Origin of the sequence: Alteromonas sp. 14N.309.X.WAT.G.H12, from assembly GCF_036697315.1 — a bacterium.
In the GTDB taxonomy this organism is placed as follows: domain Bacteria; phylum Pseudomonadota; class Gammaproteobacteria; order Enterobacterales; family Alteromonadaceae; genus Alteromonas.
Genome location: NZ_JBAHZB010000004.1, coordinates 71,766 through 98,330, shown reverse-complemented (window position 1 = coordinate 98,330; position 26,565 = coordinate 71,766). Strand labels below are relative to the sequence as shown.

Sequence of the window (26,565 nt, the reverse complement as noted above, 5' to 3'; positions counted from 1 at the left end):
TTTTTGTATCTCACGTCAACTAACGCAAAGAGCTCAACATCACTATGCAAACACCTAAACCTATCAAACGCGCCCTGCTAAGTGTGTCCGATAAGACGGGCATTGTCGATTTCGCCAAGGCACTTCATGACAGCGGCGTTGAACTGCTATCCACAGGCGGTACGGCAAAATTACTGGCGCAAGCCGGTCTGCCGGTGAAAGAGGTTTCTGAACATACGGGGCACCCTGAAATTATGGATGGCCGGGTGAAAACCCTGCACCCTAAAATTCATGGCGGTATTCTTGGTCGTCGCGGTCAGGACGAGGGGGTAATGGCTGATAACCACATTGCCCCTATCGATCTTGTGGTGGTTAACCTGTATCCCTTTGCCGCTACGGTAGCCAATGAAGACTGTACCCTGGAAGATGCTATCGAGAATATCGATATCGGCGGCCCAACCATGGTGCGTGCAGCAGCGAAAAACCACAAAGATGTGACCATTGTGGTCAATGCGGCGGATTATCCCCGGGTATTAGCTGAAATGGAAAACCATCAGGGCTCACTGACTTATCAGACCCGTTTCGATTTAGCCATTAAAGCCTTTGAGCACACCGCAGAATATGATGGCATGATTGCCAATTACTTTGGTACCCGTGTTGAGTCTTGCTGTGAAGATACCTGTGAATGTCAAAGCGAATACCCTCGCACTTTCAACATTCAGATGACCAAAAAACAGGATTTACGCTATGGTGAAAACAGCCACCAGACAGCAGCATTTTATGTGGAAAACAATATCCAGGAAGCATCTGTAGCGACAGCAGAGCAATTACAGGGCAAAGAATTGTCCTTCAATAATATTGCTGATACCGATGCTGCCCTTGAATGCGTAAAAGAATTCGATGAGCCGGCCTGCGTCATTGTCAAACATGCCAACCCTTGTGGTGTGGCCATTGGCGATTCAATTCTTACCGCCTACGATCGCGCTTTTAAAACCGATCCCACCTCTGCCTTTGGTGGCATTATTGCCTTTAACCGTGAACTGGACGAAGCCACAGCAAAAGCCATTGTGGAACGTCAGTTTGTTGAAGTCATTATCGCTCCTACAGTAAGCGATGAAGCCAAAACCGTGGTTGCAGCGAAGAAAAATGTGCGTCTGCTTGCTTGTGGTGACTGGCAAGGCCAACTTACCGAAGGCCGCGACTTCAAACGCGTCAATGGTGGGTTGCTGATACAAGAACGTGACTTTGGCATGGTTGAAGCCGACGATTTACAAGTTGTATCAAAAGTGAAGCCCACAGAAGAACAATTACGTGACCTTATGTTCTGCTGGAAAGTGGCAAAATATGTCAAATCCAACGCCATTGTGTATGCCAAAGACAGCATGACCATTGGCGTGGGTGCAGGCCAAATGAGCCGGGTTTATTCGGCGAAGATAGCCGGCATTAAAGCCGCTGATGAAGATCTGGAAGTGGCCGGTTCCGTGATGGCCTCAGATGCCTTCTTCCCGTTTAGAGACGGTATCGATGCGGCGGCCGCGGCGGGTATCAAAGCGGTGATCCAGCCAGGTGGCTCCATGCGCGATGATGAAGTCATTGCAGCAGCTGATGAACATGGCATTGCCATGGTCTTTACCGGTATGCGTCATTTCCGTCACTAATCCGACATGTTGTTAACGACAAAGGTTGTGGTAGTACCCACAACCTTTTTGCGTTTTCTTCCTTTGCTACCTGGGTTAACCTAGTCGCACCCTATTTGGTAGTACTGGGTATAAGTGTAAGAAAACGAAAAGCTCCGTGACGACAAAAGGATCAACCATGAAAAACACAATCCGTGTGATTGCCGCTTCACTTTTTGCTGCTACCACTGTGATGGCCCCCATAAATGCCAACGCAGATGCTGTTTTAGATGCCGCTAAAAATGCACTTCGTAGTGACGACGCTAAAGCCCGTGACGAATATCGTCATCCTCAGCAAACACTGCGATTTTTCGGCATCAAGCCAGACATGACAGTCGTGGAAATCTGGCCCGGTGGCGGCTGGTATACCGATATTTTATTTCCACTACTTGCCAAAGAGGGTAACTATATTGCCGCCCACTTTTATATTGATGATGAAAGCGGCGATTATTACAAAAGATCGCTGGCCTCCTTTCAGCAAAAAACCCAGGATGGTAGCCCTTATGAAGGCGTAACCATCACCGCATTTCATCCCCAAAAAGCGCTAGCCATAGCCCCTGAAGGCAGTGCTGATGCAGTGCTCACCTTCCGCAATATCCACAACTGGTATATGGGCGGCGAGCGAGATGCCGTGGTAAGCGCATTTTCTTCTTTTTATAAAGCGCTCAAACCCGGTGGCATCCTAGGTGTGGTGGAACATCAATTGCCAGAAACCGCTGCCGACGAAAACATGAAAAGCAGCGGCTATATGAAAAAATCCTTCGTCATTGATGCGGCGAAAGCAGCGGGCTTTGAACTGGCAGCAGAAAGTGCTGTGAATGCAAACCCGCTGGATACCGCCGATCACCCCCGCGGTGTATGGACCCTTCCTCCTTCTCTTCGCTTAGGCCAGAAAGACCAGGAAAAATACATGGCCATTGGGGAAAGTAATCGAATGACATTAAAATTTGTTAAACCTGAATAATGAGTAACGGAACGCTTTGATGAACGTACTAGTTATTGGCAGCGGTGGCCGTGAACACGCCTTGGCGTGGAAAGCCGCACAATCTGAAGCTGTATCAACGGTATTTGTTGCACCGGGTAATGCCGGCACAGCCACCGAACCTAAACTTCGCAATGTGGCCATTGGTGTCACCGATATCGAAGGCTTACTGGCTTTTGCACAGGACAATAAAGTCGATATGACCATCGTTGGCCCTGAAGCCCCCTTGGTAGAAGGGGTTGTGGACGCCTTTACCGAGGCAGGGCAAATGATTTTCGGCCCCACTCAAGCCGCCGCCCAACTGGAAGGTTCCAAAGCGTTCACCAAGGATTTTCTGGCCCGTCACCAGATCCCCACGGCGGAATATCAGAACTTTACCGAAATTGAACCCGCCATTGCCTATGTGCGGGAAAAAGGCGCGCCCATTGTTGTCAAAGCAGATGGGTTAGCCGCAGGTAAAGGTGTGATTGTTGCCATGACCCTGGAAGAAGCTGAAACCGCCATCCGCGATATGCTAGCCGGTAATGCCTTTGGCGATGCAGGCAGCCGGGTGGTAATCGAAGAATTTCTTGATGGCGAAGAAGCCTCCTTTATCGTTATGGTGGACGGCAAAAACGTGGTGCCTTTTGCCACCAGCCAGGATCACAAGCGGGCGGGTAACGGAGACACAGGGTTAAATACCGGCGGTATGGGCGCATATTCGCCCGCTCCCGTGGTTACCCAAGCCATTCATGACCGGGTCATGGAAGAAGTGATCTTGCCCACCGTTGAAGGTATGGCCGCAGAAGGAAATCCTTACACCGGCTTCTTATATGCAGGCTTAATGATCATGGCCGATGGTACGCCTAAGGTCATTGAATATAATTGCCGATTTGGCGATCCGGAAACCCAACCTATCATGATGCGTTTACAATCGGATCTGGTTGCATTGTGTCAATCCGCCTGTAAGGGCGAACTGGCGGGCAAAACCATCGAATTTGATCCACGGGCTGCCGTGGGCGTGGTATTAGCAGCCGGTGGCTACCCTGGCAGTTATGATAAAGGTGAGGTGATTCACGGCTTAGAGGATGCGGCAGAAAAAGACGGTAAAGTCTTCCATGCCGGTACGGCTATGCAGGATGGTGAAGTCGTTACCGCCGGTGGCCGTGTGTTATGTGCCACCGCCTTAGGCAATAGTGTTACCGAAGCACAACAAAAAGCCTATGAGCTGGTAAACACCATCAATTGGAAAGACGTATACTTTCGTACAGATATTGCCTATCGCGCCATCGAGCGAGAAGCGAGAGGCTAATAAAAATATAAAAAATAAGTACTTAAGGGCGCACAAAGCGCCCTTTTTTAGTTTAACTGCCGGTTAAATCAAGGCGTCTTTTAGCCGAAGCAGGGTGTAATTTTGACACTGGTAGGTTATAAGTAATGCTCTTGACCTGTCATCATCTTGGACTAAACCCATGACGTCTAACGAAAGCAAGGCGGCATAATGAGCAAATTGCCGTTGCGCGCAAAATCTTATCGTATTTTGCGTCCTTATATGGAGAACCAAGCCGGCGAGTGGCCAAGCCGCCTGTTCGACACCTGTCTGATTGTACTGATCCTGGCCAATGCCATTGCGATGATGCTCGAAACGGTACCCGATATTGCTCACCGTTGGGGTACGGCTTTAGGTATTTTCGATACACTTTCGGTAACCATTTTTACCATAGAATACATTACCCGCGTGTGGTGCTGTGTGGAAAACCCCGAAACTAAACACGCGGAAAAATCCCTGTTTAAGCAGCGTTTACATTACATGCTGTCACCGATGGCTATTGTGGATCTCATCGCCATATTGCCTTTTTATCTGGGCATGTTCATTAATTTAGACCTACGAGTGTTGCGAATATTACGGCTTACGCGCCTGATAAAACTGGGGCGGTACTCTCATTCAATACAATTACTGTGGCAGGTGTTACGTAATGAATCTCGCACTCTGTTTGCTGCCATGAGTGTTTTGGTTATTATTATGACCTTTGCCGCAACCGGCATATACTATTTAGAGCGTGAACAGCAGCCGGAGGTTTTTGGGTCCATACCCAATGCCATGTGGTGGGCGCTGGTAACGCTGACAACCTTGGGCTACGGCGATGTAATTCCTGTGACGCCCATGGGCAAGGTATTTAGCGGGCTAGTAACCTTACTTGGCGTAACACTCTATGCATTACCCGCAGGTATATTATCGTCAAGCTTCACCGCCCAATTGCACATTCGCCGAGAACGTTTTCGTGCGCTGGTAAATGATGCTATGGCAGATGGCTATCTGACTGACAATGATTACCACCATATCGAAAAAATTCGAGAATTATTGTATCTAGATAAAGAAGAGGCAGAGTTGATTGTTCAACTACTTAAACATAGGCAGGACGGACATTCAGAGCCTACGGACGATGATTCTTTGGGCTGATCACAAGATCAGCGAGAGTATGACTTCACTTGATTCTTGGCGCAAGCCAGCTTATAACAGTATTTCAATATTACCGAACGTCGATTATGTCAGCTAAACATCCTATTATTGCTATCACCGGTTCTTCAGGTGCGGGCACCACCACAACCACCAATGCAATCAGGCATATATTCAGAAATCTGAGTGTCAATGCTGCGGTTGTAGGGGGAGATAGCTTCCATCGGTTTACACGACCTGAAATGGAAGTAGAAATACGTAAAGCCCAGGAGCAAGGCCGTCATATCAGCTATTTTGGTCCTCGGGCTAATGATTTTGAGCTGTTAGAAAGCTTATTCCGTGAATATAGCAATACGGGGACAGGGCAATTCCGCCAATACCTTCATACCTTTGATGAAGCTGTACCCTTTAATCAAATGCCCGGCACTTTCACTCCCTGGCAGGCGTTACCAGAAAATACCGATTTATTGTTTTACGAAGGACTCCACGGTGGGGTGGTCACCGATGAAAACAATGTGGCTAAGCACGTTGATTTGTTGGTTGGCATGGTCCCCATTGTGAATCTGGAATGGATCCAAAAAATTGTGCGCGATACCACTGACCGAGGCCACTCCCGTGAAGCGGTAATGAGCAGCATTGTTAGAGGTCTTGATGACTACTTTCAATACATTACGCCCCAGTTCTCTCGCACACACGTGAACTTTCAGCGGGTTCCCACAGTAGATACGTCTAACCCCTTCAGTGCCCGTGAAATTCCCACTCAGGACGAAAGTTTTGTGGTAGTACGTTTTCGCCGCGAAATGAAAAACGTTGATTACCCCTACCTGTTACAAATGATCGATGGCGCATTTATGTCTCGGGTCAATACCATTGTGGTGCCTGGTGGAAAAATGGGGCTGGCCATGGAACTCATCCTCACACCACTGATTGAAGAAATTTTAGATCAGAAGCGCAGAGCCGGTAGTCAAATGGATTGGGTGGGCGAAAACTAAGTATTCAAAGACGTGTTTTCACGCGTCTTTCACTCCTTTCATACCAGTTGATTTACAATTTATTATCAATCTGTTTCCATCACTTCATTGCATTCTGAATATAACCTGCAATACCGCGTTTCTAACGTGCTGGCGGTTTAGTTTATAACTAGAAATCCCTATAATTAGGCTCTTTTTTTTCAGAGATTAAAAACATGCTGGATATCCTGCTCATCGGCATAGCCATACTTGCCCTTGTGGGCGTTATTTTTGAAGAAGCCCTTCATATTAATAAAGCCAAAACCACACTCTTTCTGGGTACTTTAGCTTGGATAATATTGTTTATCGATGCTAATCAGGGGCCGGAATTAGCCGAGATTAGCGAGCATTTAACCGAAAACATTACTGAAATATCCACCCTATGGCTGTTTTTGGTCGCCGCAATGACCTTTGTTGCCTACCTTAACCGCAAAGGCATGATTGAAAATATGTTGAATATCATCATGCCCGCTGAAATCAGTCTTCGAAAACTCATTTTCTTCACCGCCATTTTTAGTTTCTGCTTTTCCTCTTTGGCGGATAATATCACCGCCACCCTCGTCTCCATTGCCATGGTGCTGTCCCTGGGCCTGCCCTTTAATCAGACCATGCGCTTTGCGGTACTGGTTGTGTTTGCAGTGAACTCCGGCGGTGTTTCGCTGATTACCGGTGACGTCACTACATTGATGATCTTCCTTGACGACAAAGTCACCATCACTCAGCTTTTACTGTTAATTATTCCTTCATTAACAGCCGTACTTTTCTTAGCCAGCATGCTAAGCATTGGCTTGAAAGGTAAAGTGAAAATCAAGAAAACCCGACGTGAAATGCGAGCCGTGGACTATGTTATTGCCGGTACCTTTATCTCTACCATTATTCTTACGTTGGTCGCAAACGTGTTGTTTTCCATTCCCCCCATGCTTTGCTTCTTATCAGGTATGGCGGTGATGTTTTTGGTGGCAACATTTATGGGCGAGGAAGAATACGAAGATCCCATCCTTGATTACATTCGCCTAATTGAGTTTGATACCTTGCTATTCTTCTTAGGCGTGTTGCTGCTAGTCGGCATGTTAGATCACATTCACGCGTTAGGTGCCTTACTGGATATATATAACGTTCTGCCAGCCACCGGCGCAAACTTCGTCATGGGCGTACTGTCATCAATGATCGATAACGTACCGCTAACCGCCGCGTTATTAAAAGCCGATATAGCCATGTCTACCGCAGAATGGATGGCCTTTACCTACGCTGTAGGCGTGGGCGGCTCGCTACTCATTATCGGTTCTTCTGCGGGGATCGTTACCATGAGTAAAGTCAGCGGTTTAACCTTTGCCAAATATGCCAAATTCGCGCTACTCCTATTGGTATCTTACAGCCTAGGCTTTTCCTTAGTATTGCTAATGGCACATTTGGTACTTAACTGACATTTTTTGTAACACTCAATAGGGATATGTAACATCTCTTTGCTTTTGTCTGCCCGCTGATATAGTTATAGTTAACGCAGCGGGCAGCAGACAAAAACACGCCAACAAACATTCCGTTTTTGCCATTAACGCTTCCTGCACTATTACATTCTTGTCGTCGCAATACGCTTAAATACAGTGGGTATTAGAATATGAGTCAGGAAACCTCGAAGATACTGGTAGTCGATGACGATATGCGCTTACGCAGTCTGTTAGAGCGCTATCTGGTAGAACAGGATTATCAGGTACGTTCTGCGGCCAATAGTGAGCAGATGGACCGGCTTCTTGAACGAGAAAACTTTCACCTGATTGTATTGGATTTAATGCTTCCTGGCGAAGACGGTCTGTCTATTTGCCGTCGGCTTCGTCAAGCTGACAACGATATTCCCATTATCATGCTCACCGCCAAAGGTGATGAAGTAGACAGGATCATCGGTCTGGAAATGGGCGCGGACGATTACTTACCAAAACCCTTTAATCCAAGGGAATTATTGGCCCGCGCCAAGGCCGTATTGCGCCGAAAATCAACCGATGTGCCCGGCGCGCCCTCTAAAGAGCAGCAAATTGTGGCGTTTGGTGAATACCGCCTGAACCTGGCAACACGGGAAATGACAGGGGCAGGTAAACCCATGCCGTTAACCAGTGGCGAGTTTGCCGTTTTAAAATCCTTAGTCACCCACCCCCGAGAGCCCTTATCCCGGGATAAATTGATGAATCTTGCCCGGGGACGGGACTACAGCGCACTTGAACGAAGTATTGACGTACAGGTATCTCGTTTACGACGGATGTTAGAAAAAGATCCGGCTAACCCAAGGTATATTCAAACGGTGTGGGGACTTGGCTATGTCTTTGTGCCCGATGGCGAGGAACAGAGCTAGAGAGAACACGGACTATGCGCCTTATTCCCGCCAGTGCTTTCGGCCAAACTGTCTTACTGATTGGCGTTCTGCTGCTTATCAATCAAATTGTTTCCTATTTGTCTGTTACCTACTACTTCGTTCGCCCCACCACCCAACAGATCAGCAGTTTGTTAGCAACCCAAATGCAAAGCATTTTAAGTCAGGAGCTACTCAACAAACCCATTGAACAACGGTTGCAATACGCCCAGCAAACCAACGTGGATATCATGACCACCGAGCGGGCGTTGCAACAAGGTTTACAACAAGCCACCCATTACCATTTTATGTCCGATCAGGTCTCTGCCAATTTGGGTATACGAACGGACGTTCGCATAAGCAGTAACCAAAGTTCAGTGGGCAATACCCCCTACCGCGTATGGCTTTCTCTGTCGGCCTACCCCAATGTATGGGTAAGCATTCCCCTAGCCAATGACAACTATTCTGGGATCTCGCCCCCCCCCGGCATGTATCTGATGGTCATTGGGATATTAAGCGTGACCGGCGGCTGGTGGTTTGTCAGGCATATGAACCGGCCGTTAAAGGCTCTACAACAAGCAGCGTTACAAGTGGGAAAAGGACAATTCCCTCCCCCCCTAAAAGAACAAGGGAGTTCGGAGATGCGGGAGGTGACACGGGCCTTTAATCGCATGAGTCAGGGCATAAAGCAACTGGAAGATGAACGCACACTGATGACCGCGGGTATTTCCCACGATTTACGCACGCCGTTAACCCGTATCCGTCTTGCTTCTGAAATGTTGCCTGAAAACAGCCAGTGGGTCAGTGATGGCATTAATAGTGATATTGAAGACATGAATGCCATTATTGATCAGTTTATCGAATACGCCCGCAATGATCATGCTGAGCACTGGGAAAACGATGATCTCAATACCCTTATTAACGATATTACCGCTTCTCATCATCGTCAAAGCGAGCATCAAATCACCGTAAAACTAAATGACTTACCCCGAATTCCCTTACGTAAAATCGCCCTTAAACGGGTACTGGATAATTTATTGGAAAACGCATTTCGCTACGGGGGCAATGCCATCACCATCAGTACGTTTTACGACAAAAAACAAAATCGGGTTTATTGTCGTGTTCGGGACTTTGGCCCGGGTATTCCCGAAGCCTCCCTAGACGACGTTTTTATGCCCTTTAAACAGGGTGACAGAGCCCGCGGCAGTATTGGCTCAGGTTTAGGACTGGCCATCACCCGCAAAATAATTAACATGCATTTTGGCGGTATTTCATTGCGCAACCACCCCCAAGGCGGGCTGGTCGCTGAATTCTGGTTACCCATTAATCACTAACACCAGAGAGATTAAGGGGTATCGGCGGCATATTCCGAACCGTCGGTGACAAACCGGGGGAAGTTAAACGCAATACTCACCAAGCCAAAAAATAGCAGTAGCATGGGATACCAGGCATACGCCGATACCGCCAAAGGGGATAGACCACCCACCGCTGAAATAGTAAGAATTTGTGCGCCATAGGGAACCACGCCCTGAAAACTGCAAGAAAAGACATCCAAAATACTGGCGGTGCGACGGGGATCAACGCCATATTCGCTATTAAGTTTACTGGCAATAGGGCCCGCCGCCACAATGGATATGGTGTTGTTGGCAGTGGATAAATCTAAAATACTGACCAAGGCAGCAATACTGAACTCCGCGCCCCGACGACTTTTCACGCGGTAAGTCAGTACCCGAATAAGCCAGGCGATACCGCCATAGGCATACATCAAACTCACAATGCCACCAATGGTGAGTGCAATCATCGACAAATTTTGCATCCACCCCATACCGGTTTGAATACTTTGCCACATGGCCATAACGCCAAAACTGTCAGTACTCAAACCAATGATCCCCGCAGTGGCAATCCCTAACGCCAATACAATGATCACATTCAGCCCCGCCAATGCACTGATAATAATCATAAGGTAGGGCAAGATACGCACTAGATCATAGCCACCTTGTTGTAATGCACTGCCACCCGATACGGGAATAAAAACCAGTATCATTAACGTAAGGATGCAGGCCGGTAAGGTAATTAATAAGTTGGCTTTGAATTTGTCGGTAAGCTGAACCCCCTGACTACGAGTGGCAGCAATGGTGGTATCAGACACAAAGGATAAGTTGTCTCCAAACATGGCGCCGCCCACAACCACTCCGGCCAATAACGCAGGAGAAACTCCCAAGCCCTCAGATAGACCCAGACCGATGGGTGCTAAGGCGGTTATGGTGCCCGTGGATGTCCCCATAGAAAAGGAAATAAAACAGCAAATTAAAAATAATCCGGGCAAAATCATGGGCGTTGGGATCACACTGAGGGCCAGATTAACCGTGGCGTCCCGGGCACCAATATCAATCGTAAGGGAATAAAACGCCCCTGCCAGTAAAAATATCAGCACCAGCAGAACAATATTACGGTTACCCGCTCCTTCGCAAAACAGATTCAGCTTTTCCGTTAAAGACAGGGTTTTATGTTTAGGATTAAGTAGCAGTGCGTAGCCCGCCGAAAGGAAAAAGGCCACCAAAACCGGCATTGATGTAATGTCATCGGTAGCGATACCGGCGACCAGCACAGTGATAACAAAAAACAAAATGGGCGTAAGCCCTAAAAAATTAGCAGGCGCGTGTTGTTGCACAGGTCCCCATCAAATAGGCGTCATGTTATTTGACGCGAAGTGTAGCCTAATCAAAGAGGAAATTTCACTAGCGAGTGTCAAAAAGTCTTACCCATATTATATCGATTGCCGATAAGATATACCTGCGGCCAGTACAGTGCTGCTTACTTGAGCTTCATGCCATAATGGACATCAAGTTCAAGGGAAATCACTTAAACAGGGAATAAAGAATGAAAAAAATCATTGGAGCGTTAATTTTAAGTCTAAGCAGCATTATATCCATGCAAGCCTCTGCCAACGCCTTTGGCGAATGCCTCGTCGATGCCTTAAACGGTAAAGAGCGCAAAGAGTTGGCTAAATGGATCTATTTTGCCATGGCCGCCCATCCGGAAATTATTGACTATGCCAATATCGAAGATAGCGACAGATTAGCGTCGGATAAAACCATTGGTGCGCTGATAACGCGCCTGCTAGGAGAAGATTGTCCAGAAGAGTTTAAAAACGCTTTGAAGGTTGATCCTATGGCCACGCAGCGTGCCTTCGAACTGGTAGGTCAGGTTGCCATGGGCGAACTGATGCAAAACCCCCAAGTTACCCAAGCTATCAGCAATTATGCCAACTATATGGATATGTCGGTCATTCAAGCGGCGGCCTCACAATAAAAAAACAGCCCGTCATTGCTGGCGGGCTGCTTTGCTCATACCCTAAATAACACTAGCTTTTGTAACCTGGACCGGCCTTAACAATGCTTTCGCTCACATCATATTTCGCGAAGTTTGCCTGAAATTCGCCAATCAGGTTGTCCAAATATTTTTTGTATTCCCCTTTGTCAGCCCATGTTCTAGAAGGAACAAGCAAGGTGCTGTCCACCCCAGGTACCGTAATCGGCACTTCCACATTAAGGCCATCAATATATTGGGTAGGCACATTAGCTAAAGCACCAGTGACAATAGCATCAACAATGGCACGGGTTGTGGGAATATCAAAACGTTTGCCTTTTCCGTACGGGCCACCGGTCCAACCGGTATTGACCAGATACACCTTGGCACCAAAAGACTTGACCCGTTTGATCAGCAAATCGGCATAAACGCCAGCTGGACGAGGGAAGAATGGCGCGCCAAAGCAGGTGGAAAAGGTCGACTCAATATCACTGGTAGAGCCGATCTCTGTGGAGCCCACTTTTGCGGTATAGCCGCTTAAAAAGTGGTAAGCCGCAGCCTCTTCACTTAACACGGACACCGGTGGTAACACGCCGCTAACATCACAGGTAAGAAAGACCACGGAACGCGGTTCACCACCCCGGTTTTCCGCAACTCTTTTTTCAATATGTTCCAGCGGATAAGCGGCACGAGAGTTTTGAGTGAGCGATGTATCGGCATAGTCCGGTGTACGGTGGTCATCTAAAACCACATTTTCCAAAATCGTACCAAAACGGATGGCATCCCAAATAACCGGTTCATTTTTCTGCGAAAGATCGATGCATTTTGCATAGCATCCCCCTTCAATATTAAACACGCTTCCCGGTGCCCAGCCGTGTTCATCGTCACCGATTAAAAAGCGTTTAGGATCCGCAGAAAGGGTGGTTTTCCCAGTACCGGATAATCCAAAGAATAAGGTGACATCGCCGCCTTCACCCACGTTAGCAGAGCAGTGCATGGGTAAAACTTCTTTTGCTGGCAACAGAAAATTCTGTACGCTGAACATGGCTTTTTTCATTTCGCCGGCATAGCGCATACCTGCCAGTAAGACCTTTTTCTCTGCGAAATTAATAATCACGGCACCATCGCTATTTGTACCATCTCGCTCGGGTTCACAAAGAAAGCCGGGCACATTGAGTACATCCCAGACTTCGTGATTTTCACTGTTCCACTCTTTAGGGCGGATAAACAGGTTACGGGCAAAAACATGCTGCCAGGCGGTTTGTGTTCTCACTTTTATTGGCAAAGCATGCTGTGGATCTGCGCCCACCTGCAAATGGGACAAAAAATGCTCTTGCTCGTTGATATAAGCTTCCACACGATCCCAAAGTGCAGAAAACGCCTCAGGATCAAAAGGTTTGTTTACGCTACCCCAGTCGATATCCCCTTCGGTTGACGGTTCACGAACAATAAACCTGTCCGCCGGCGAGCGCCCCGTTCTATGTCCCGTTTCAACGACCAAGGCACCATTATCGGCTAGTTTCCCTTCGCCGCGTTGCAATGCAATTTCGATTAGCTCCGCCGATGTTAAGTCGGTAAGCGGTTGTACTGAATTATCTGAGTGAATACGTGGTGCCGCTGTCATCTGTAAGCCTTTTGGTAAATTTTCAGTTTTGCTTTCAAAAATACTTCTATCTTCGATTGTATATAAAACAGGGCTTTCATCAACATTTAAGTGCTAAATAATGACCATTTATTGATCTAAATTACAGTTTATTGGTGGGATAATTACAAAATAGGGTGACACCAAATAAAAACAAAACCCATTTTATAATAAAATTCAAAGAGATAGCTTAGTTAAAAAACTGTAAACAGTTATGTAATATTGCTTTAACACAAAAAGAAAAACAATAAAAAAGCGGCATTGAGCCGCTTTTTTTATTGCCAATACATAGAGCATTATCTAACTAGTTTTCAGCACCTTACTGATCTTTTCGCGTTTCCACAAACTGCCCTTCATGGATAGCTTCAATATCCATACTGTCAAAGACATATTCAGCATGGCAATACTGACAATTCATTCTAACCGCACCGTCTTGCTCCACAATTTGCAACAGCTCGGCTTTATCCACATTACGTAGTGCATCGGCACTACGTTGCTTTGAGCATGAACAGGCAAAAGAAACCCCATGTGGCGGAAACACTTCCACTTCTTCTTGGTGGAACAAGCGATAAAGAATGTCATTCACCGGCAACGTAAACATTTCTTTTTCAGACAGGGTCTCGGCAAGCTTACAGACGTGTTCAAATTCAGTATCCTGACTCACGTCGGTATTCGCCGCCTGAGTGGGCATAACCTGCAATAACATACCCGCTGACCGAGCATGTCCGGGGTTGTTTAAATCTGTCATCAACATCACTTTCGTGGCCAATTGTTCAGATTGGGCAAAATACCCTTCCAAACATTCGGCTAGAGTCGGCTTATCCAACGGCACCACACCCTGGTAACGTTCACCTTCTTCTGGGGTAATGGTGATCACCATTACCGCCTCGCTTAGAAGCTCTTGAAAGGCGTCAGGTAAATGACTTAGGGTTTCATCCCATCTTGCCACGCCACGCAAGGTGTAATCGTGGGTGGCATTAATCACCGCATAACTCACCGGCCCTTTACTTTGAATTTGAATGCCGATTTCGCCTTTAAATTTCAAAATAGCCGTAAGCAAACAGGTTGCAGCTGCCATTTCGCTAAGTAAATGCTGGATCGGTACCGGGTATTCATAACTGTGTACGATGTTTTGCAAACTATCTTCTAAACGTACCAGTTCGCCTCGCACATTGGCGGCGTTCAACAGATACCGGTGAAGTTCATCATATTGGTTGTTGGTCATGCCTGTTATCCTGTTTTAGCAGACTACTGCTGCTTAAATTTAATAATCTGTCTGCGCTGTTTTTTATCCGGCCGGTGCTCTGGCCTAGGACTATGAAACGCACTTAATTTACGTGCCGCCTGATTCGCTTCCCGCTGTGCAATACTCTTGTCCGTTTCTTTATATAAGCCTTGGGCCAACGCGGCGCTTTGCCGTTTATCACTGGTTTTAAGCACTTTAACTTCTTTAATATCCCAACCGGCGGGAACTTTTATCATGGCGCCACGCTCTACTGTTTTACCTGGCTTGGCACGCTGGCCGTTATAGTGAACTTTTCCAGCCTGAATCATTTCTCTGGCAATGGAGCGCGTTTTAAAGAAACGAGCAGCCCAGAGCCATTTATCAAGGCGGACATTAACGTCAGTGTCATCAGGATTACCATTGCTCATGTAATATTTTTGTCACTCTTTCGTTTTACTGTTGTGACCCCCGCCTCGACTAGGCTATGATGAGTCGGCTATCGTGTGCATAATTCTAAATCAATGATTAAAAAAGCAGTATCTTCGACAACACATGACACTCGACAAAATTAACACTCAATCTCTGGCGCTATTTTTCAGCCGGCATCAAAAACAACTGCACCTCGTCGTTGTGGTACTGCTGAGCCTGTATTTATTGGCATTTGCTGCACGGTTAGTGTGGCAAATTATACCCGAACCTGACGCCGCTACCATACCTGCCGATTTATCCGCAGGACCACAACTTGTTCAACAAGGGCAAAGTGGGGTCAATGTAGCACAAATACAACAGCTAAATTTATTTGGAAAACCCATTCAAAACGATGCCCTAGTGGATGAAAAGCCCATAACCGATGCACCGGAAACCAAACTAAAATTAACCCTGACCGGCGTCGTCGTCAGCTCAATCAAAGAAGAGGCTGCGGCCATTATTGAGTATCGCGGGGTTCAGGATGTCTATGGCTTGGGTGAAAAAATTGAAAACACCAATGCCACCTTACATCAGGTGCACGATGATCGGGTCATCATTAAAAATGGCATACGTAAAGAAACCCTGATGCTCGACGGCATCGACTATGATACCAACAAAAAACGGGTGGTGAAAAATGAACTCCCGGATAAACGTCGTCCCAATATTCCCCCCAGAAACACTACCCCGCCATCGGGCAAGGGTAGACAAGTAAAAATCGATGAAGGGATCGCCAACCAGTTACGAAAAAAACCGGCGACTTTTACCGATTATATTTCTATCACCCCCGCCATTAACGGCGGCCAACTGATAGGGTATACAATTAAACCGGGGAACAACCCTGCGTTGTTCGAATCTTCCGGTCTTAAGTCGGGCGATGTGGTAATACAAATTAATGGGCTGGATTTGACAGACACGCAACAATCTTCAGCCGCCATGAATGAACTTCGTCAGGCAAGTACCATTGAACTGACACTGACCCGTGACGGTGAGTATATTACCGTGTATCTGGATATGCCGGAGCCGGATAATGCATAATAAAAGTAGGAAGACAGACTCATGAGGCAAAAGCGCCGAACCTTATTTTCTCGGATTTCAGCGGCGATGTGTGCTGCCGCGCTGTGTGTTTCGGCAACAGCCGCAGAGTACATGCCGAATTTCAAAGATACCGATATCAACGAATTTATTACCATCGTTGGTAAAAATTTGAAAAAAACGATCATTGTCGAGCCCAACGTTAGGGGCAAGATCAGTGTGCGTTCCTACGACATGCTCACCGAAGATCAGTACTATCAGTTTTTCCTGAATGTATTGCAGGTTTATGATTTTGCGGTGGTAGAAATGCCCAGCGGCGTCCTCAAAGTGGTGCGCTCGAAAGAAGCGAAAACCTCCAATATTCCCGTTGTAGAAGGCGATACCTTAGACGGCGATGAAATGATTACCCGGGTCGTGCCGGTTTACAATGTACCGGTAAGAGAACTTGCCCCCATTCTGCGCCAGCTAAACGATCAGGCCGGAGGCGGTAACGTGGTGGCCCACGATCCCTCAAACGTAATGATGCTCACAGGGCGCGCGGCGGTGGTTAATCGGTTAGTAGAAATCATTGAACGTGTTGACCGTGCCGGTGACGAAGAAGTGGAAATCGTCAAATTGCACTATGCGTCAGCCTCGGAAATGGTGCGTATTGTCGACAGCATCAACAGTACCCAAAGCAAAACCACTACCACGGGAAAATCGACCCCTCGGGCGGTGGCAGATGATCGGACTAACTCCGTGATCATCAGTGGCGATGCCCAATCAAGAGAGCGCATTGTCAAACTGATCCAGCAAATGGATGAGGAATTGGAAACCAATGGCAACACCCAGGTCATCTTCCTAAATTACGCCAAAGCAGAAGATGTCGTTAAAGTTTTACAAGGGGTTTCTGCCAGTATTCAGGCGGAAGAAAAAGGCGCGACGCAAACCGCTAAAAACACCAGCAGCCGCGATATAAGCATTGAACCCCACGTTCCCTCAAATGCCGTGGTGATTACCGCCGAGCCAGATATGATGAGCTCGCTAACGGAAATCATTCGCCAGCTTGATGTGCGCCGTGCCCAAGTGCAAGTCGAAGCCATTATTGTAGAAGTGTACGAAAGCAATGGTGCCACGTTAGGGGTGCAGCTGGTCACCGAAGACGGCGGTGGTACACAATTTAGTAATGGTATTATTCCTGTGGGCTCGCTGGCGGTGGCCATTAAAGAAGCGGAAGATACCACTGATACCGAAGCTTATATTACCGATGATGGTGACGTGGTGTCGGTGACCACAACCGATGACGGCGATTACAGCTCACTGTCTAGCTTACTTAGCGGTACCAACGGCTTACTGGCAGGGGTTATACAAAACGGCTGGGGGGCAGTAATTCAGGCGGTAAATACTGACACCAATTCCAATGTACTGGCGACACCTCACCTTACCACCATGGACAACGAAGAAGCCTTTTTCATTGTGGGTCAGGAAGTACCGGTGATCACAGGCACAACCACCGGTGACGATAATTCCAACCCCTTCCAAACGGTAGATCGTCAGGAAGTAGGGATAAAACTCAAAGTTACCCCACAAATTAACGAAGGGGATGCGGTTCAGTTAACCATAGAACAAGAGGTCTCCTCTGTCAGTGGTACCACGTCCGTGGATATCTCCATTAACAAAAGACAAATCAAAACCACTGTTATTGTGGATGATGGTGGCACTATCGTTCTTGGCGGCCTCATTGATGAAGATGTACAAGAAAGTGTCTCTAAGATCCCCCTCCTTGGTGACATCCCGTATATTGGGAACTTGTTTAAGTCTACCTCTACCACTAAGCGTAAGCGTAATTTGATGGTATTTTTAAGACCCACCATTATTCGCGATGGGGTAACAGCAAACAAAATCAGTCGTAGAAAATATAACTATATTCGTGCTCAGCAGTTAAAACGCCATTCTGATGGTATTGCATTGATGCCAGATAAAGAACAACCTTCCATGCCCAAATGGGATGACGACCTCGCATTACCACCGTCATTTGAAGACTACATCATGGAAAAAGACAAAGAGAAAGAGATAGAGAAAGAAAAAGAGGGCAACGATTAATCATGGCTGCGAATCAAGATACGCTTGAGCAGGCTATCGCGGCGCAAGAAGAAGCACTCGATAGTCTTGCCGATGATAACGTCGCTGAAGACGCTGGCGGTCCTCGCCAGTTGAGCTTTAGCTTCGCAAAGCGAAATCATGTTTTGCTTGAAACCAATAGTGAACCTGCCACCTTGTATTACACTGAAGCAACGCCTTTTAGCATTTTTGTCGAGGTCAGGCGCTTCTTTGGTGAACCTTTCACTTTATCTGAAATTCCTCAGGACCAATTTGAGAGCTTGCTAACCCAAGCCTTTCAGCGCGATTCTTCTGCCGCCAAACAATTAATGGAAGATTTAGGTAACGAAAGTGACCTTTTTGCCCTGGCCGAAGAACTACCCGATACAGAAGATTTGCTCGACAGTGAAGATGATGCCCCCATCATTAAATTGATCAATGCCATGCTCGGTGAAGCGATCAAGGAAGGAGCCTCAGATATTCATATTGAAACCTTTGAGAATCAACTGGTCGTGCGCTTTCGTGTTGATGGTGTACTACGGGAAATTTTGCGGCCAAACCGGAAATTATCCTCCATGCTGGTATCTCGAATTAAGGTTATGGCCAAACTGGATATTGCAGAAAAGCGGGTCCCCCAGGATGGACGAATTACATTGCGTATCGCAGGTCGCGCGGTAGATGTACGGGTATCGACCATGCCGTCAAATCACGGCGAACGTGTGGTATTGCGGTTACTCGATAAGAACAATGCGCGATTAAACCTTGCTGATTTAGGCATGACAAAAGCCAACCGGGATATATTCTCGTCGTTAATTCGCAAACCCCATGGCATCATTTTGGTCACCGGACCAACGGGCTCAGGGAAAAGTACCACCTTGTATGCGGGTCTTACGGAAATCAATTCCAAAGATCGCAACATCCTAACGGTAGAAGACCCCATCGAATTCGATCTTCCCGGTATCGGTCAAACTCAGGTAAACCCGCGGGTAGATATGACTTTCGCCCGAGGTTTACGGGCCATTTTGCGTCAGGATCCTGATGTGGTAATGGTGGGAGAAATCCGTGATATTGAAACCGCACAAATTGCGGTTCAGGCCAGTTTAACTGGCCACTTGGTATTGTCTACGCTGCACACCAATACTGCCGCCGGCGCCATCACCCGCTTGGAAGACATGGGAATAGAGCCCTTTTTAATGTCATCCAGTTTGTTAGCCGTGCTTTCACAACGGTTGGTAAGAACCTTGTGTAAAGAGTGCCGCAAACCCACCACACCTAATGAGCAGCAAGCCGCACTGTTGGGTGTGTCAAATACCCAACCGCTGCCCACCATATACCAACCCGCAGGTTGTGCCGCGTGTAATCAAACCGGTTATCGAGGTCGAACTGGGATCCACGAATTATTATTGGTAGATGAACCTATTCGAGAAATGATGCACGAAGGCAAAGGCGAACAAGCTATCGAACGTTATATTCGCACGTCCACCCCAAGCATCCGAGACGACGGCTGTCAAAAAGTACTGACCGGCGAAACGTCTCTTGAAGAAGTTCTGCGCGTAACGCGGGAGGACTAAAAATGGCTGCGTTTTCCTATAAGGCCCTCAATGCCAGTGGCCGCAATAAACAAGGCGTATTGGAAGGGGACAATGCCCGTCAGGTCCGCCAACAACTACGTGAAAAAGGGCTCATCCCCCTTGAAGTAGAAATTGTTGCCGAAAAGAACAACACCAAAGGCAGTGGCTTTAACTTTTTTAAGCCCCGAATTTCGGCCTCAGACCTCGCACTACTGACACGTCAAATCGCCACCTTGGTAGAGTCGGCACTTCCCATTGAAGAAGCCCTCCTGGCGGTTGCCGAACAAAGTGAGAAGCCCCGTCATAAAAATATGATGATGGCCGTGCGCAGTAAAGTGGTTGAAGGTCACGGCCTCGCCGATGCGTTAGGGCAATTTCCCAGTGTTTTTGATGAATTGTATCGCGCCATGGTGGCGGCAGGTGAAAAGTCAGGGCATTTAGATATCGTGCTAAATCGTTTAGCCGATTACACCGAACGCAGACAACAAACCCGTAGCCAGATTACACAAGCCATGGTGTACCCGGCCATAATGCTGGTGTTTGCCATTGGCGTTATCTCACTGTTGCTCACCGTGGTTGTACCTAAAATTGTTGGCCAATTTGAACACATGGGCCAGGATATTCCGGTGATCACCCGCATTCTTATTAGTATCAGCGAATGGATGCAGGCCTACGGCTTAGTACTACTGCTCGTTATTATGTTGCTGGTGGTGGTATTTAACCGGTTGGTGCAAAAACCGGCGATGAAACTGAAATACCATCGCGCCATCTTACAAATGCCGATCCTCGGCAAGGTGAGTAAAGGGCTCAATACGGCAAGATTTGCCCGCACACTCAGCATACTTTCGTCCAGTGCAGTGCCACTCCTTGAAGCCATGCGTATTTCTGCCGATGTGCTGCAAAACCAACATATTAAGAACCAAATCACTGAAGCGGCGGTCAATGTAAAAGAAGGAAGTAGTTTACGCGCGGCATTAGAGAAAACCCGCATCTTTCCTCCCATGATGATGCATATGATTGCATCCGGTGAAAAGTCGGGCGAACTTCAACAAATGCTGGGACGTGCCGCGGATAACCAAGACCGTGAATTTGAAACTCAGGTGAGTATTTCTCTGAAAATTTTTGAACCTATGCTGATAGTTGTCATGGCACTCGTTGTGTTATTTATTGTGATGGCTATTCTGCAACCCATATTAGCAATGAATCAAATGGTGAATATTTAATGAAAACGATGAAAAGACATTCCGGTTTTACCCTAATCGAGGTGATGATCGTACTGGTGATCATCGGTATTATTGCGTCCATGGTCTTACCCAACGTCATTGGGAATCAGGAGATCGCGCAAAAGAAAAAAGCCGCAGTGGATATCCAGCAACTGGAAAGTGCCATGGCCATGTATAAAATGCAGGCCAACCGCTACCCGACCACAGAGCAAGGACTTGAAGCCTTGGTGAAAAAACCCTCCGTTGATCCGGTACCGAAAAACTACCCTACCGGCGGCATTATTCAACGTTTACCTGACGATCCTTGGGGCAATCCGTATCAGTTTATGAGCCCTGGAGAAATGGGCGATTACGATATTTACTCAAACGGACCTGACGGACAACCCGGTACTGATGACGACATCGGTACTTGGAACGTGAACGAATATCTGTAAATCGAAGACGTCCATGAAGCAGCCTCATCACGCTTTACCAATGCCTGCCATGAAAGGTTTTACTTTGCTGGAAATTATGCTGGTAATGGTGGTCATGGGGCTGGCCGCCAGTTTTGTGGTATTTAATGCCTTTGGGGTCAATCAAACCGATCAGCTGAAAAAAGAAGCCAATCGACTGCAGGTGCTTGTGGATATGGCCAGCGATTACGCGGTATTGAATCAACGTCAACTTGGCGTGCGGTTTGAGCAACAACGCCATGAGTATTATTTCGTTTATCTCGACGATGATGATAAGTGGCAGAAGCTCGAAAATGAAAAATTGTATGCCACCCATGCCTTGGCTGATCCTTTTACCTTTTCCCTTAATCTGGATGATTTACCCTGGGATACGGAAGATCAGCTCTTTGAACGGGATGTATTTGACGAGAATTTCTCCCTTGATGACACCAGTACCAATATTGGTGACGAAGAAGAAAAGGTGCTGCCGCCACCGCAGGTGTTGATCATGTCCAGCGGTGAAATTACGCCTTTTAGCCTGACATTTCGCTATGAGCCCAGCTTAAGTAGCGAAACGCCGGTGTATTTTGAATTACAAAACCGAGATATGCCGCCACTCATTTTAAACGGTCCGCTAGAGGACCCGCCAGAATGAAGCCAGTAAAGACAAAACAATCTGGTCTTACGTTACTGGAGGTAATGGCTGCCATTGTCATCTTTGCCATGGCAGGCACTGCAGCGTTAAAAGCGGCCTCAGACCATTTACTCAGTGTGGGTAAAATTGAAGAAATCACCTTTGCAACCTGGGTCGCTAATAACCGTATCAACAAAGTTAAACTAACAGCCACCTGGCCGCCGGAAAATAACCTCCGTGGCACCTCGGAAATGGCCAATCGTACCTGGTATTGGAAGCAGGTTGTCAAAGAAACTTCGCAAGAAGAATTGCAGGCCCTTGAGATCAGCGTGGGGTTAGATGCAAATTACGATGACTTTACCACCACGGTGATCACCTATGTGGCTGAGCCAACAACCATCGACACCGACAGCGATTCAGACAGCGCTAACGACGCCGATGATCTTAATGACGACGACGATGAGGATGATGACTCATGAAGCAACAGGGTTTTACCCTCGTCGAAGTCCTTATCGCCATCGCCATTTTTGCCTTTATTGGCGTAGCCTCCACGGCGGTGCTAACAACCGTGTTAGACAGCGACAAACTCTCATCCTCCCGCTTTGACAAGCTGCAACGGTTACAGCGCGCAGTGACTATTATTGAGCGGGATATTGAACAAGCGGTACCTCGGGCCGTAAGGATAGACGGCGAAGCCTCTGAAACCGTAATGCGTGGCGGCGATCCTGATGATTCAGACGGACTGGCTATCGCGTTTGTGCGCAGTGGATGGCAAAACCCTCAATTAATGTTGCCTCGCAGTACGCTGCAATCTGTGGCCTACCGTATTCGTGATGGCAAGCTTGAACGCCTGTATACCAATTATGTTGATAGTGTCAGTGGCACCGAACCTAAAGTGCGGGAACTGCTAGACAATATCAGCGAGTTTAAAGTGCAATTTATCGTTGATTTAGATGAAGACGAAGAGACAAGCAATACCTTGTCGTCTAACAGTGACGGGATGGATTGGCGAGACACCTTCGTGGGTTCAACACTACCCAAAGCTGTCGCCTTCGAATTTGTGAGTAAAGACTTTGGCAAAATACGCCGGGAATTTACCATTAGCGGAGCCAGTTTATGAGGATGCCATCACAACAACGGGGCGTCGCCCTGCTCATCGTCCTAATGATTGTCGCCCTCGTGGTGATTATCGCCAGCGAAATGGGCACTCGGCTGCAAATTCAGGTACAGCGTACCATTAACATTAAAGATAATAATCAAGCATACTGGTACGCCCTTGGTGCCGAAGCCTATGCCCGCACCGCCATTGCAACCTTATTGGATGAAACCGACGATAAGGTGGTACTTAGTGATGATTGGGCCCAGGAATTTACTTATCCGGTAGAAAACGGCGTTATCAAAGCCCAATTGGAAGATGCCCAAAGCTGCTTCAATTTAAATGCCGTCTCGCCGAGTGATGAGGACAAAACCAGTCAGTCAGAAGCGTCGGAAGAAATGGAAGCCTTTGGTTTAATGCTAGAGGCCGCCGGCGATGATATCGACAGTTACACCGCCGAGACCGTAAGAGACAGCCTAGCCGATTGGTTAGACAGTGACACCAGCGCGCGAACCTATGGCGCAGAAGACAGTGATTATGAAAGCTTGGAGCATCCCTATCTGGCTGCCAACTCGCAGATGACCAATCAGTCAGAGTTACGCCTGATAAACGGCGTCAGTCCGACTTGGCTCAACGACATATTACCGTTAATTTGTGTCATTCCCGATGAAACAACGCTAGCGATAAACGTCAATACCCTAACCGTAGAGCGGGCCCCTATTCTCGCCGGTCTGACAGGGCTATCATTGGCGCAGGCAAGTAACCTGATTAGCAGTCGCTCGGAAGACGGGTGGAGTACGGTGGATGACTTTTTAAGTGAACCGACCATTGAGGCTTTGGATCTTAGCGATACCCAACGTGATTGGTTTACCATCACCACAAAGTATTTTATGTTGCATATTAAAACCAGTTATAACAACGCGACATTTTCATTAACCAGTCTATTGAGTGCTGAATCAGGTGAAAGCGTAGAGGTAATACGTCGTGAATTCGGAGGAGTAAAATAATGGAACAACTGCTAGTCAGATTGGGTTCCCGGCATGACATCCCTGTACAATGGCTGGTTTGGTCGGCCAGCGAACAGGAAATTATTGCCTCAGGCGAACTGCCCGACGCCTCCCACCTTTCCTCGCTAAAAGAGCGGGCAGGGCAACGTCCCATCATCGCGCTGGCGCCCGGCAGTGATATTTTACTAAAATGGGTGGCACTGCCGCCTCGAGGGGGACGTAAGATTTTATCTGCGCTGCCCTTTATGCTGGAAGACGAATTGGCCGAAGACATTAGCCAACAGTTTTTTGCCATTGGCCCTAAGCGGGGTGATAAACAAGCCGTCGCGGTGGTATCTCGGGAAAAAATGAATCATTGGCGCCAATGGCTCAGTGATGCGGGACTATTTTGTGATCGCTTAATACCCGATGTACTGGCAATGCCGTTAACAAAAGACGGTTGGTCGGTACTGACCATGGGTAATGAAGTCTTGTTGCGGGAAGACGAATGGCAAGGGATGCAAGGTGAAGCTTCCTGGGTACTGCCAGCGTTTACCCATATTTTACGTCAACGAGCAACCCAGGTTACCGTACACAATTATTCCGATTATGATCTTGGCACATTACCAAATGCCACTGTCGAGCAAGAGCCGCTTGATTTACCCATGCACGTACTCGCCGTTGGCGCAACTCAGGCCGATTTTAACTTGTTACAAGGCGAATATCGGTTAAAAAGCAAGCGCGCTGGGCGATGGTATCAATGGCGAGTTGCCGCCATATTGGCAGTCATTGCCCTGACCACTTCCTTAATAGACAAGGGCGTTACCCTTTATCAGCTAAAACGGGAAAATGCGAAACTCAGCAACGAGATCCAACAGCTTGTCGATACCGGTTTCCCTAATTTAGGCCCTTACCGTGATGTCCGCTTAAAAATACGTGGCGAAATGGCAAAGCTAGAACAAGTCGGTGGTGGCAGTTCTCTGCTGGTGATGATGGAACAGTTAACGCCGGCATTTTCGGCTTCAAAAATTAAACCACAGACAATTCGGTTTGATTCGGCGCGAACTGAACTGCGTATGCAAGCCCAGGGGAAAAGTTTTGAATCCCTTGAACAATTCCGACGTCAGGCAGAAAGTGCCGGTTTCGATGTGGAACAAGGCGCTATTAATAACCGCGATGACATGGTCATCGGCACCGTGTCTATACGGGGTTGAGCATGAAAATTTTCGATAAATATAAAGAACTCAGTGAGCGAGAACAGCGACTCACCTTATTGACTGCCGTGGTCGTAGCCATTGCCCTTTTCTACTGGCTGGTTTGGCAACCCCTGAGCACTGGCGTCGTCCAGGAAACCGCCCGTCTTGAATCTCAGCAGGCGCTACTGACCTGGGTAAAAGAACAAAGTAATCGCGCCCAACAATTGCGTCGCAGCAGCGGGAAAACCGTCTTTACCGGCTCCCTTGCCCAAGGGGTAAATAACACCGCAGAACGGTTCAATATCGCCATTGCAAGAATGCAGCCCCAGGATGATGAACTACAAGTGACGGTAGATGAAGTGCCCTTTAACGCGGTTCTTGACTGGTTACAAGCTATGGAAGCCATGGGTATTCGTATCATTCAGGCTGATTTTGCCGAGGGTGATGATCCCGGCAAGGTCAAAATTCGCCGACTTCAGTTAGGTAAATAATGAAAGCTAAAATTTTATGGACGTGCGCCGCCGTCGTGGTGTTTTTCTATTTTGTTATCCTCTACATGCCGGCCAGCCAAATAATCTATGCCCAATCACTGCCTAAGAACATCAATATTTATGGGGTAAGTGGCACAATTTGGGAAGGAAAAGCCCAAGCGATGGTCATCGATGGCATTCCGATCACGAATGTGCAATGGGATATTGCTGGGTTACCACTCCTTATCGGTAGTCTCAGTGCCGACATCACCGGTGGTAACTTGCGGGATCCCAATGATGTGTCATTTAAAGGCTCGGTGAGTGTCAGTGCCTTTTCTCCTGAGCAAATAAACTCCGATGACTTTCTGTTGTTTTTACCGGTGGACCGTATTTTAGCCAATATTCAGCTGCCTTTACCGGTGGATGCCGGCGGGCGTTTTCGCGTACGTTTAGATGCCTTCTCTTTCGGCCCGGATTGCAATCGCATGGCCGGTCATGGTGATTGGCTCAATGCAACAGTAGCCGGCACTCAAGGCCCCATCGATTTTGGTAACTACTCTGCGCAATTAAGTTGTGAAGGGAAAGATATCGGCATAACGGTAAAAGAGCCCAATAAACTGGGCTTATCACTGCAAGCCGTTTTATCCGCAGACTTTGAGCAATTTTCCATAGACGGGAAGTTTAAACCCGAGGACGATTTGCCCGACGAAGTGCATCAGGCTGCGGAGATCTTTGGCAAACCGGACAAAGACGGGTACATTTCATTTTCCCTTTAAAAAAA

General features: G+C 47.5%; 25 protein-coding genes. 21 read left to right on the top strand and 4 right to left on the bottom strand.

Annotated features, from left to right (window positions below):
• Positions 1–44: 44 nt before the first annotated feature.
• The 8 genes from purH (at position 45) to envZ (ending at position 9,756) form a co-directional block, all read left to right on the top strand.
• Entirely contained in the window at positions 45–1,637 is a 1,593-nt protein-coding gene (purH, locus tag V5298_RS03545) for a bifunctional phosphoribosylaminoimidazolecarboxamide formyltransferase/IMP cyclohydrolase (RefSeq protein ID WP_332930092.1), read from the top strand.
• Between the two features lie 157 nt (positions 1,638–1,794).
• Entirely contained in the window at positions 1,795–2,619 is an 825-nt protein-coding gene (locus V5298_RS03540) for a methyltransferase (protein ID WP_332930091.1), read from the top strand.
• A 19-nt stretch (positions 2,620–2,638) separates the two neighbouring features.
• Positions 2,639–3,928, top strand: coding sequence for a phosphoribosylamine--glycine ligase (purD, locus tag V5298_RS03535; protein WP_332930090.1), 1,290 nt, complete (start codon positions 2,639–2,641; stop codon positions 3,926–3,928).
• Positions 3,929–4,117: 189 nt separating this feature from the next.
• Positions 4,118–5,077: an ion transporter gene (locus tag V5298_RS03530; RefSeq protein WP_332930089.1), complete on the top strand. Its 960-nt coding sequence runs from the start codon at positions 4,118–4,120 to the stop codon at positions 5,075–5,077.
• 86 nt (positions 5,078–5,163) lie between these two features.
• Positions 5,164–6,066: a phosphoribulokinase gene (locus V5298_RS03525; RefSeq protein WP_332930088.1), complete on the top strand. Its 903-nt coding sequence runs from the start codon at positions 5,164–5,166 to the stop codon at positions 6,064–6,066.
• A 194-nt stretch (positions 6,067–6,260) separates the two neighbouring features.
• Positions 6,261–7,508, top strand: a complete 1,248-nt coding sequence (nhaD, locus tag V5298_RS03520; RefSeq protein ID WP_332930087.1) for a sodium:proton antiporter NhaD — start codon at positions 6,261–6,263, stop codon at positions 7,506–7,508.
• Positions 7,509–7,699: 191 nt separating this feature from the next.
• Positions 7,700–8,425, top strand: a complete 726-nt coding sequence (ompR, locus tag V5298_RS03515) for a two-component system response regulator OmpR (RefSeq protein ID WP_332930086.1) — start codon at positions 7,700–7,702, stop codon at positions 8,423–8,425.
• A gap of 14 nt (positions 8,426–8,439) precedes the next feature.
• The gene (envZ, locus tag V5298_RS03510) at positions 8,440–9,756 is read left to right on the top strand and encodes a two-component system sensor histidine kinase EnvZ (protein ID WP_332930085.1); all 1,317 of its coding nucleotides are present in this window, start codon (positions 8,440–8,442) and stop codon (positions 9,754–9,756) included.
• Between the two features lie 11 nt (positions 9,757–9,767).
• On the opposite strand, the gene V5298_RS03505 is transcribed toward envZ, so the two are convergent.
• A complete protein-coding gene (locus V5298_RS03505; RefSeq protein WP_332930084.1) occupies positions 9,768–11,093 on the bottom strand; it encodes a Na+/H+ antiporter NhaC family protein in 1,326 nt (441 codons plus the stop codon).
• Between the two features lie 209 nt (positions 11,094–11,302).
• Here V5298_RS03505 and V5298_RS03500 point away from each other — a divergent pair, with 209 nt between their 5' ends.
• Positions 11,303–11,734, top strand: a complete 432-nt coding sequence (locus tag V5298_RS03500; protein WP_332930083.1) for a hypothetical protein — start codon at positions 11,303–11,305, stop codon at positions 11,732–11,734.
• A gap of 52 nt (positions 11,735–11,786) precedes the next feature.
• On the opposite strand, the gene V5298_RS03495 is transcribed toward V5298_RS03500, so the two are convergent.
• The 3 genes from V5298_RS03495 to hslR form a co-directional block, all read right to left on the bottom strand.
• Complete coding sequence (locus V5298_RS03495; RefSeq protein ID WP_332930082.1) at positions 11,787–13,355, bottom strand: phosphoenolpyruvate carboxykinase; 1,569 nt, start codon at positions 13,353–13,355, stop codon at positions 11,787–11,789.
• A gap of 337 nt (positions 13,356–13,692) precedes the next feature.
• Positions 13,693–14,598, bottom strand: a complete 906-nt coding sequence (gene hslO / locus V5298_RS03490) for an Hsp33 family molecular chaperone HslO (protein WP_332930081.1) — start codon at positions 14,596–14,598, stop codon at positions 13,693–13,695.
• A gap of 23 nt (positions 14,599–14,621) precedes the next feature.
• Positions 14,622–15,026: a ribosome-associated heat shock protein Hsp15 gene (gene hslR, locus V5298_RS03485; RefSeq protein WP_332930080.1), complete on the bottom strand. Its 405-nt coding sequence runs from the start codon at positions 15,024–15,026 to the stop codon at positions 14,622–14,624.
• A gap of 124 nt (positions 15,027–15,150) precedes the next feature.
• On the opposite strand from hslR, the gene gspC reads away from it, so the two are divergent.
• From gspC to V5298_RS03425, 12 genes are read left to right on the top strand one after another with little or no spacing between them, the layout of a single operon-like run.
• A complete protein-coding gene (gene gspC, locus V5298_RS03480) occupies positions 15,151–16,101 on the top strand; it encodes a type II secretion system protein GspC (protein ID WP_332930079.1) in 951 nt (316 codons plus the stop codon).
• Positions 16,102–16,122: 21 nt separating this feature from the next.
• On the top strand, positions 16,123–18,180 hold the full coding sequence (gene gspD / locus V5298_RS03475; RefSeq protein WP_332930078.1) for a type II secretion system secretin GspD: 2,058 nt from the start codon (positions 16,123–16,125) through the stop codon (positions 18,178–18,180).
• A 2-nt stretch (positions 18,181–18,182) separates the two neighbouring features.
• Positions 18,183–19,748 carry a type II secretion system ATPase GspE gene (gene gspE / locus V5298_RS03470; RefSeq protein ID WP_332930077.1) on the top strand — a complete coding sequence of 522 codons (1,566 nt, stop codon included), beginning with the start codon at positions 18,183–18,185 and terminating at the stop codon, positions 19,746–19,748.
• A gap of 2 nt (positions 19,749–19,750) precedes the next feature.
• Complete coding sequence (gene gspF / locus V5298_RS03465) at positions 19,751–20,971, top strand: type II secretion system inner membrane protein GspF (RefSeq protein ID WP_332930076.1); 1,221 nt, start codon at positions 19,751–19,753, stop codon at positions 20,969–20,971.
• The gene (gene gspG / locus V5298_RS03460; protein WP_332930075.1) at positions 20,971–21,405 is read left to right on the top strand and encodes a type II secretion system major pseudopilin GspG; all 435 of its coding nucleotides are present in this window, start codon (positions 20,971–20,973) and stop codon (positions 21,403–21,405) included. Before gspF ends, gspG begins: the two co-directional genes overlap by 1 nt.
• Before the next feature lie 13 nt (positions 21,406–21,418).
• Positions 21,419–22,057: a type II secretion system minor pseudopilin GspH gene (gene gspH, locus V5298_RS03455; RefSeq protein ID WP_332930074.1), complete on the top strand. Its 639-nt coding sequence runs from the start codon at positions 21,419–21,421 to the stop codon at positions 22,055–22,057.
• Positions 22,054–22,515, top strand: coding sequence for a type II secretion system minor pseudopilin GspI (gene gspI, locus V5298_RS03450; protein ID WP_332930073.1), 462 nt, complete (start codon positions 22,054–22,056; stop codon positions 22,513–22,515). The genes gspH and gspI overlap by 4 nt, the downstream gene beginning before the upstream one ends.
• Entirely contained in the window at positions 22,512–23,156 is a 645-nt protein-coding gene (gene gspJ, locus V5298_RS03445) for a type II secretion system minor pseudopilin GspJ (RefSeq protein ID WP_332930072.1), read from the top strand. Before gspI ends, gspJ begins: the two co-directional genes overlap by 4 nt.
• Entirely contained in the window at positions 23,153–24,139 is a 987-nt protein-coding gene (gene gspK / locus V5298_RS03440) for a type II secretion system minor pseudopilin GspK (RefSeq protein ID WP_332930071.1), read from the top strand. Before gspJ ends, gspK begins: the two co-directional genes overlap by 4 nt.
• Positions 24,139–25,332: a type II secretion system protein GspL gene (gspL, locus tag V5298_RS03435; protein ID WP_332930070.1), complete on the top strand. Its 1,194-nt coding sequence runs from the start codon at positions 24,139–24,141 to the stop codon at positions 25,330–25,332. Before gspK ends, gspL begins: the two co-directional genes overlap by 1 nt.
• A 2-nt stretch (positions 25,333–25,334) precedes the next feature.
• A complete protein-coding gene (locus V5298_RS03430) occupies positions 25,335–25,805 on the top strand; it encodes a type II secretion system protein M (protein WP_332930069.1) in 471 nt (156 codons plus the stop codon).
• Positions 25,805–26,560 carry a type II secretion system protein N gene (locus V5298_RS03425; RefSeq protein ID WP_332930068.1) on the top strand — a complete coding sequence of 252 codons (756 nt, stop codon included), beginning with the start codon at positions 25,805–25,807 and terminating at the stop codon, positions 26,558–26,560. Before V5298_RS03430 ends, V5298_RS03425 begins: the two co-directional genes overlap by 1 nt.
• Positions 26,561–26,565 lie beyond the last annotated feature (5 nt).

Excerpts from the sequence above, each read along its gene's own strand:
- purH (WP_332930092.1), top strand. The coding sequence starts at position 45 with ATGCAAACACCTAAACCTATCAAACGCGCCCTGCTAAGTGTGTCCGAT.
- nhaD (WP_332930087.1), top strand. The coding sequence starts at position 6,261 with ATGCTGGATATCCTGCTCATCGGCATAGCCATACTTGCCCTTGTGGGC.
- gspE (WP_332930077.1), top strand. The coding sequence starts at position 18,183 with ATGGCTGCGAATCAAGATACGCTTGAGCAGGCTATCGCGGCGCAAGAA.
- V5298_RS03540 (WP_332930091.1), top strand. The coding sequence starts at position 1,795 with ATGAAAAACACAATCCGTGTGATTGCCGCTTCACTTTTTGCTGCTACC.
- purD (WP_332930090.1), top strand. The coding sequence starts at position 2,639 with ATGAACGTACTAGTTATTGGCAGCGGTGGCCGTGAACACGCCTTGGCG.
- gspK (WP_332930071.1), top strand. The coding sequence starts at position 23,153 with ATGAGGATGCCATCACAACAACGGGGCGTCGCCCTGCTCATCGTCCTA.
- ompR (WP_332930086.1), top strand. The coding sequence starts at position 7,700 with ATGAGTCAGGAAACCTCGAAGATACTGGTAGTCGATGACGATATGCGC.
- gspH (WP_332930074.1), top strand. The coding sequence starts at position 21,419 with ATGAAGCAGCCTCATCACGCTTTACCAATGCCTGCCATGAAAGGTTTT.
- V5298_RS03430 (WP_332930069.1), top strand. The coding sequence starts at position 25,335 with ATGAAAATTTTCGATAAATATAAAGAACTCAGTGAGCGAGAACAGCGA.
- hslO (WP_332930081.1), bottom strand. The coding sequence starts at position 14,598 with ATGACCAACAACCAATATGATGAACTTCACCGGTATCTGTTGAACGCC.
- gspD (WP_332930078.1), top strand. The coding sequence starts at position 16,123 with ATGAGGCAAAAGCGCCGAACCTTATTTTCTCGGATTTCAGCGGCGATG.
- V5298_RS03495 (WP_332930082.1), bottom strand. The coding sequence starts at position 13,355 with ATGACAGCGGCACCACGTATTCACTCAGATAATTCAGTACAACCGCTT.
- envZ (WP_332930085.1), top strand. The coding sequence starts at position 8,440 with ATGCGCCTTATTCCCGCCAGTGCTTTCGGCCAAACTGTCTTACTGATT.
- V5298_RS03425 (WP_332930068.1), top strand. The coding sequence starts at position 25,805 with ATGAAAGCTAAAATTTTATGGACGTGCGCCGCCGTCGTGGTGTTTTTC.
- V5298_RS03525 (WP_332930088.1), top strand. The coding sequence starts at position 5,164 with ATGTCAGCTAAACATCCTATTATTGCTATCACCGGTTCTTCAGGTGCG.
- V5298_RS03530 (WP_332930089.1), top strand. The coding sequence starts at position 4,118 with ATGAGCAAATTGCCGTTGCGCGCAAAATCTTATCGTATTTTGCGTCCT.
- V5298_RS03500 (WP_332930083.1), top strand. The coding sequence starts at position 11,303 with ATGAAAAAAATCATTGGAGCGTTAATTTTAAGTCTAAGCAGCATTATA.
- hslR (WP_332930080.1), bottom strand. The coding sequence starts at position 15,026 with ATGAGCAATGGTAATCCTGATGACACTGACGTTAATGTCCGCCTTGAT.
- gspG (WP_332930075.1), top strand. The coding sequence starts at position 20,971 with ATGAAAACGATGAAAAGACATTCCGGTTTTACCCTAATCGAGGTGATG.
- gspJ (WP_332930072.1), top strand. The coding sequence starts at position 22,512 with ATGAAGCAACAGGGTTTTACCCTCGTCGAAGTCCTTATCGCCATCGCC.
- gspF (WP_332930076.1), top strand. The coding sequence starts at position 19,751 with ATGGCTGCGTTTTCCTATAAGGCCCTCAATGCCAGTGGCCGCAATAAA.
- gspL (WP_332930070.1), top strand. The coding sequence starts at position 24,139 with ATGGAACAACTGCTAGTCAGATTGGGTTCCCGGCATGACATCCCTGTA.
- gspC (WP_332930079.1), top strand. The coding sequence starts at position 15,151 with ATGACACTCGACAAAATTAACACTCAATCTCTGGCGCTATTTTTCAGC.
- gspI (WP_332930073.1), top strand. The coding sequence starts at position 22,054 with ATGAAGCCAGTAAAGACAAAACAATCTGGTCTTACGTTACTGGAGGTA.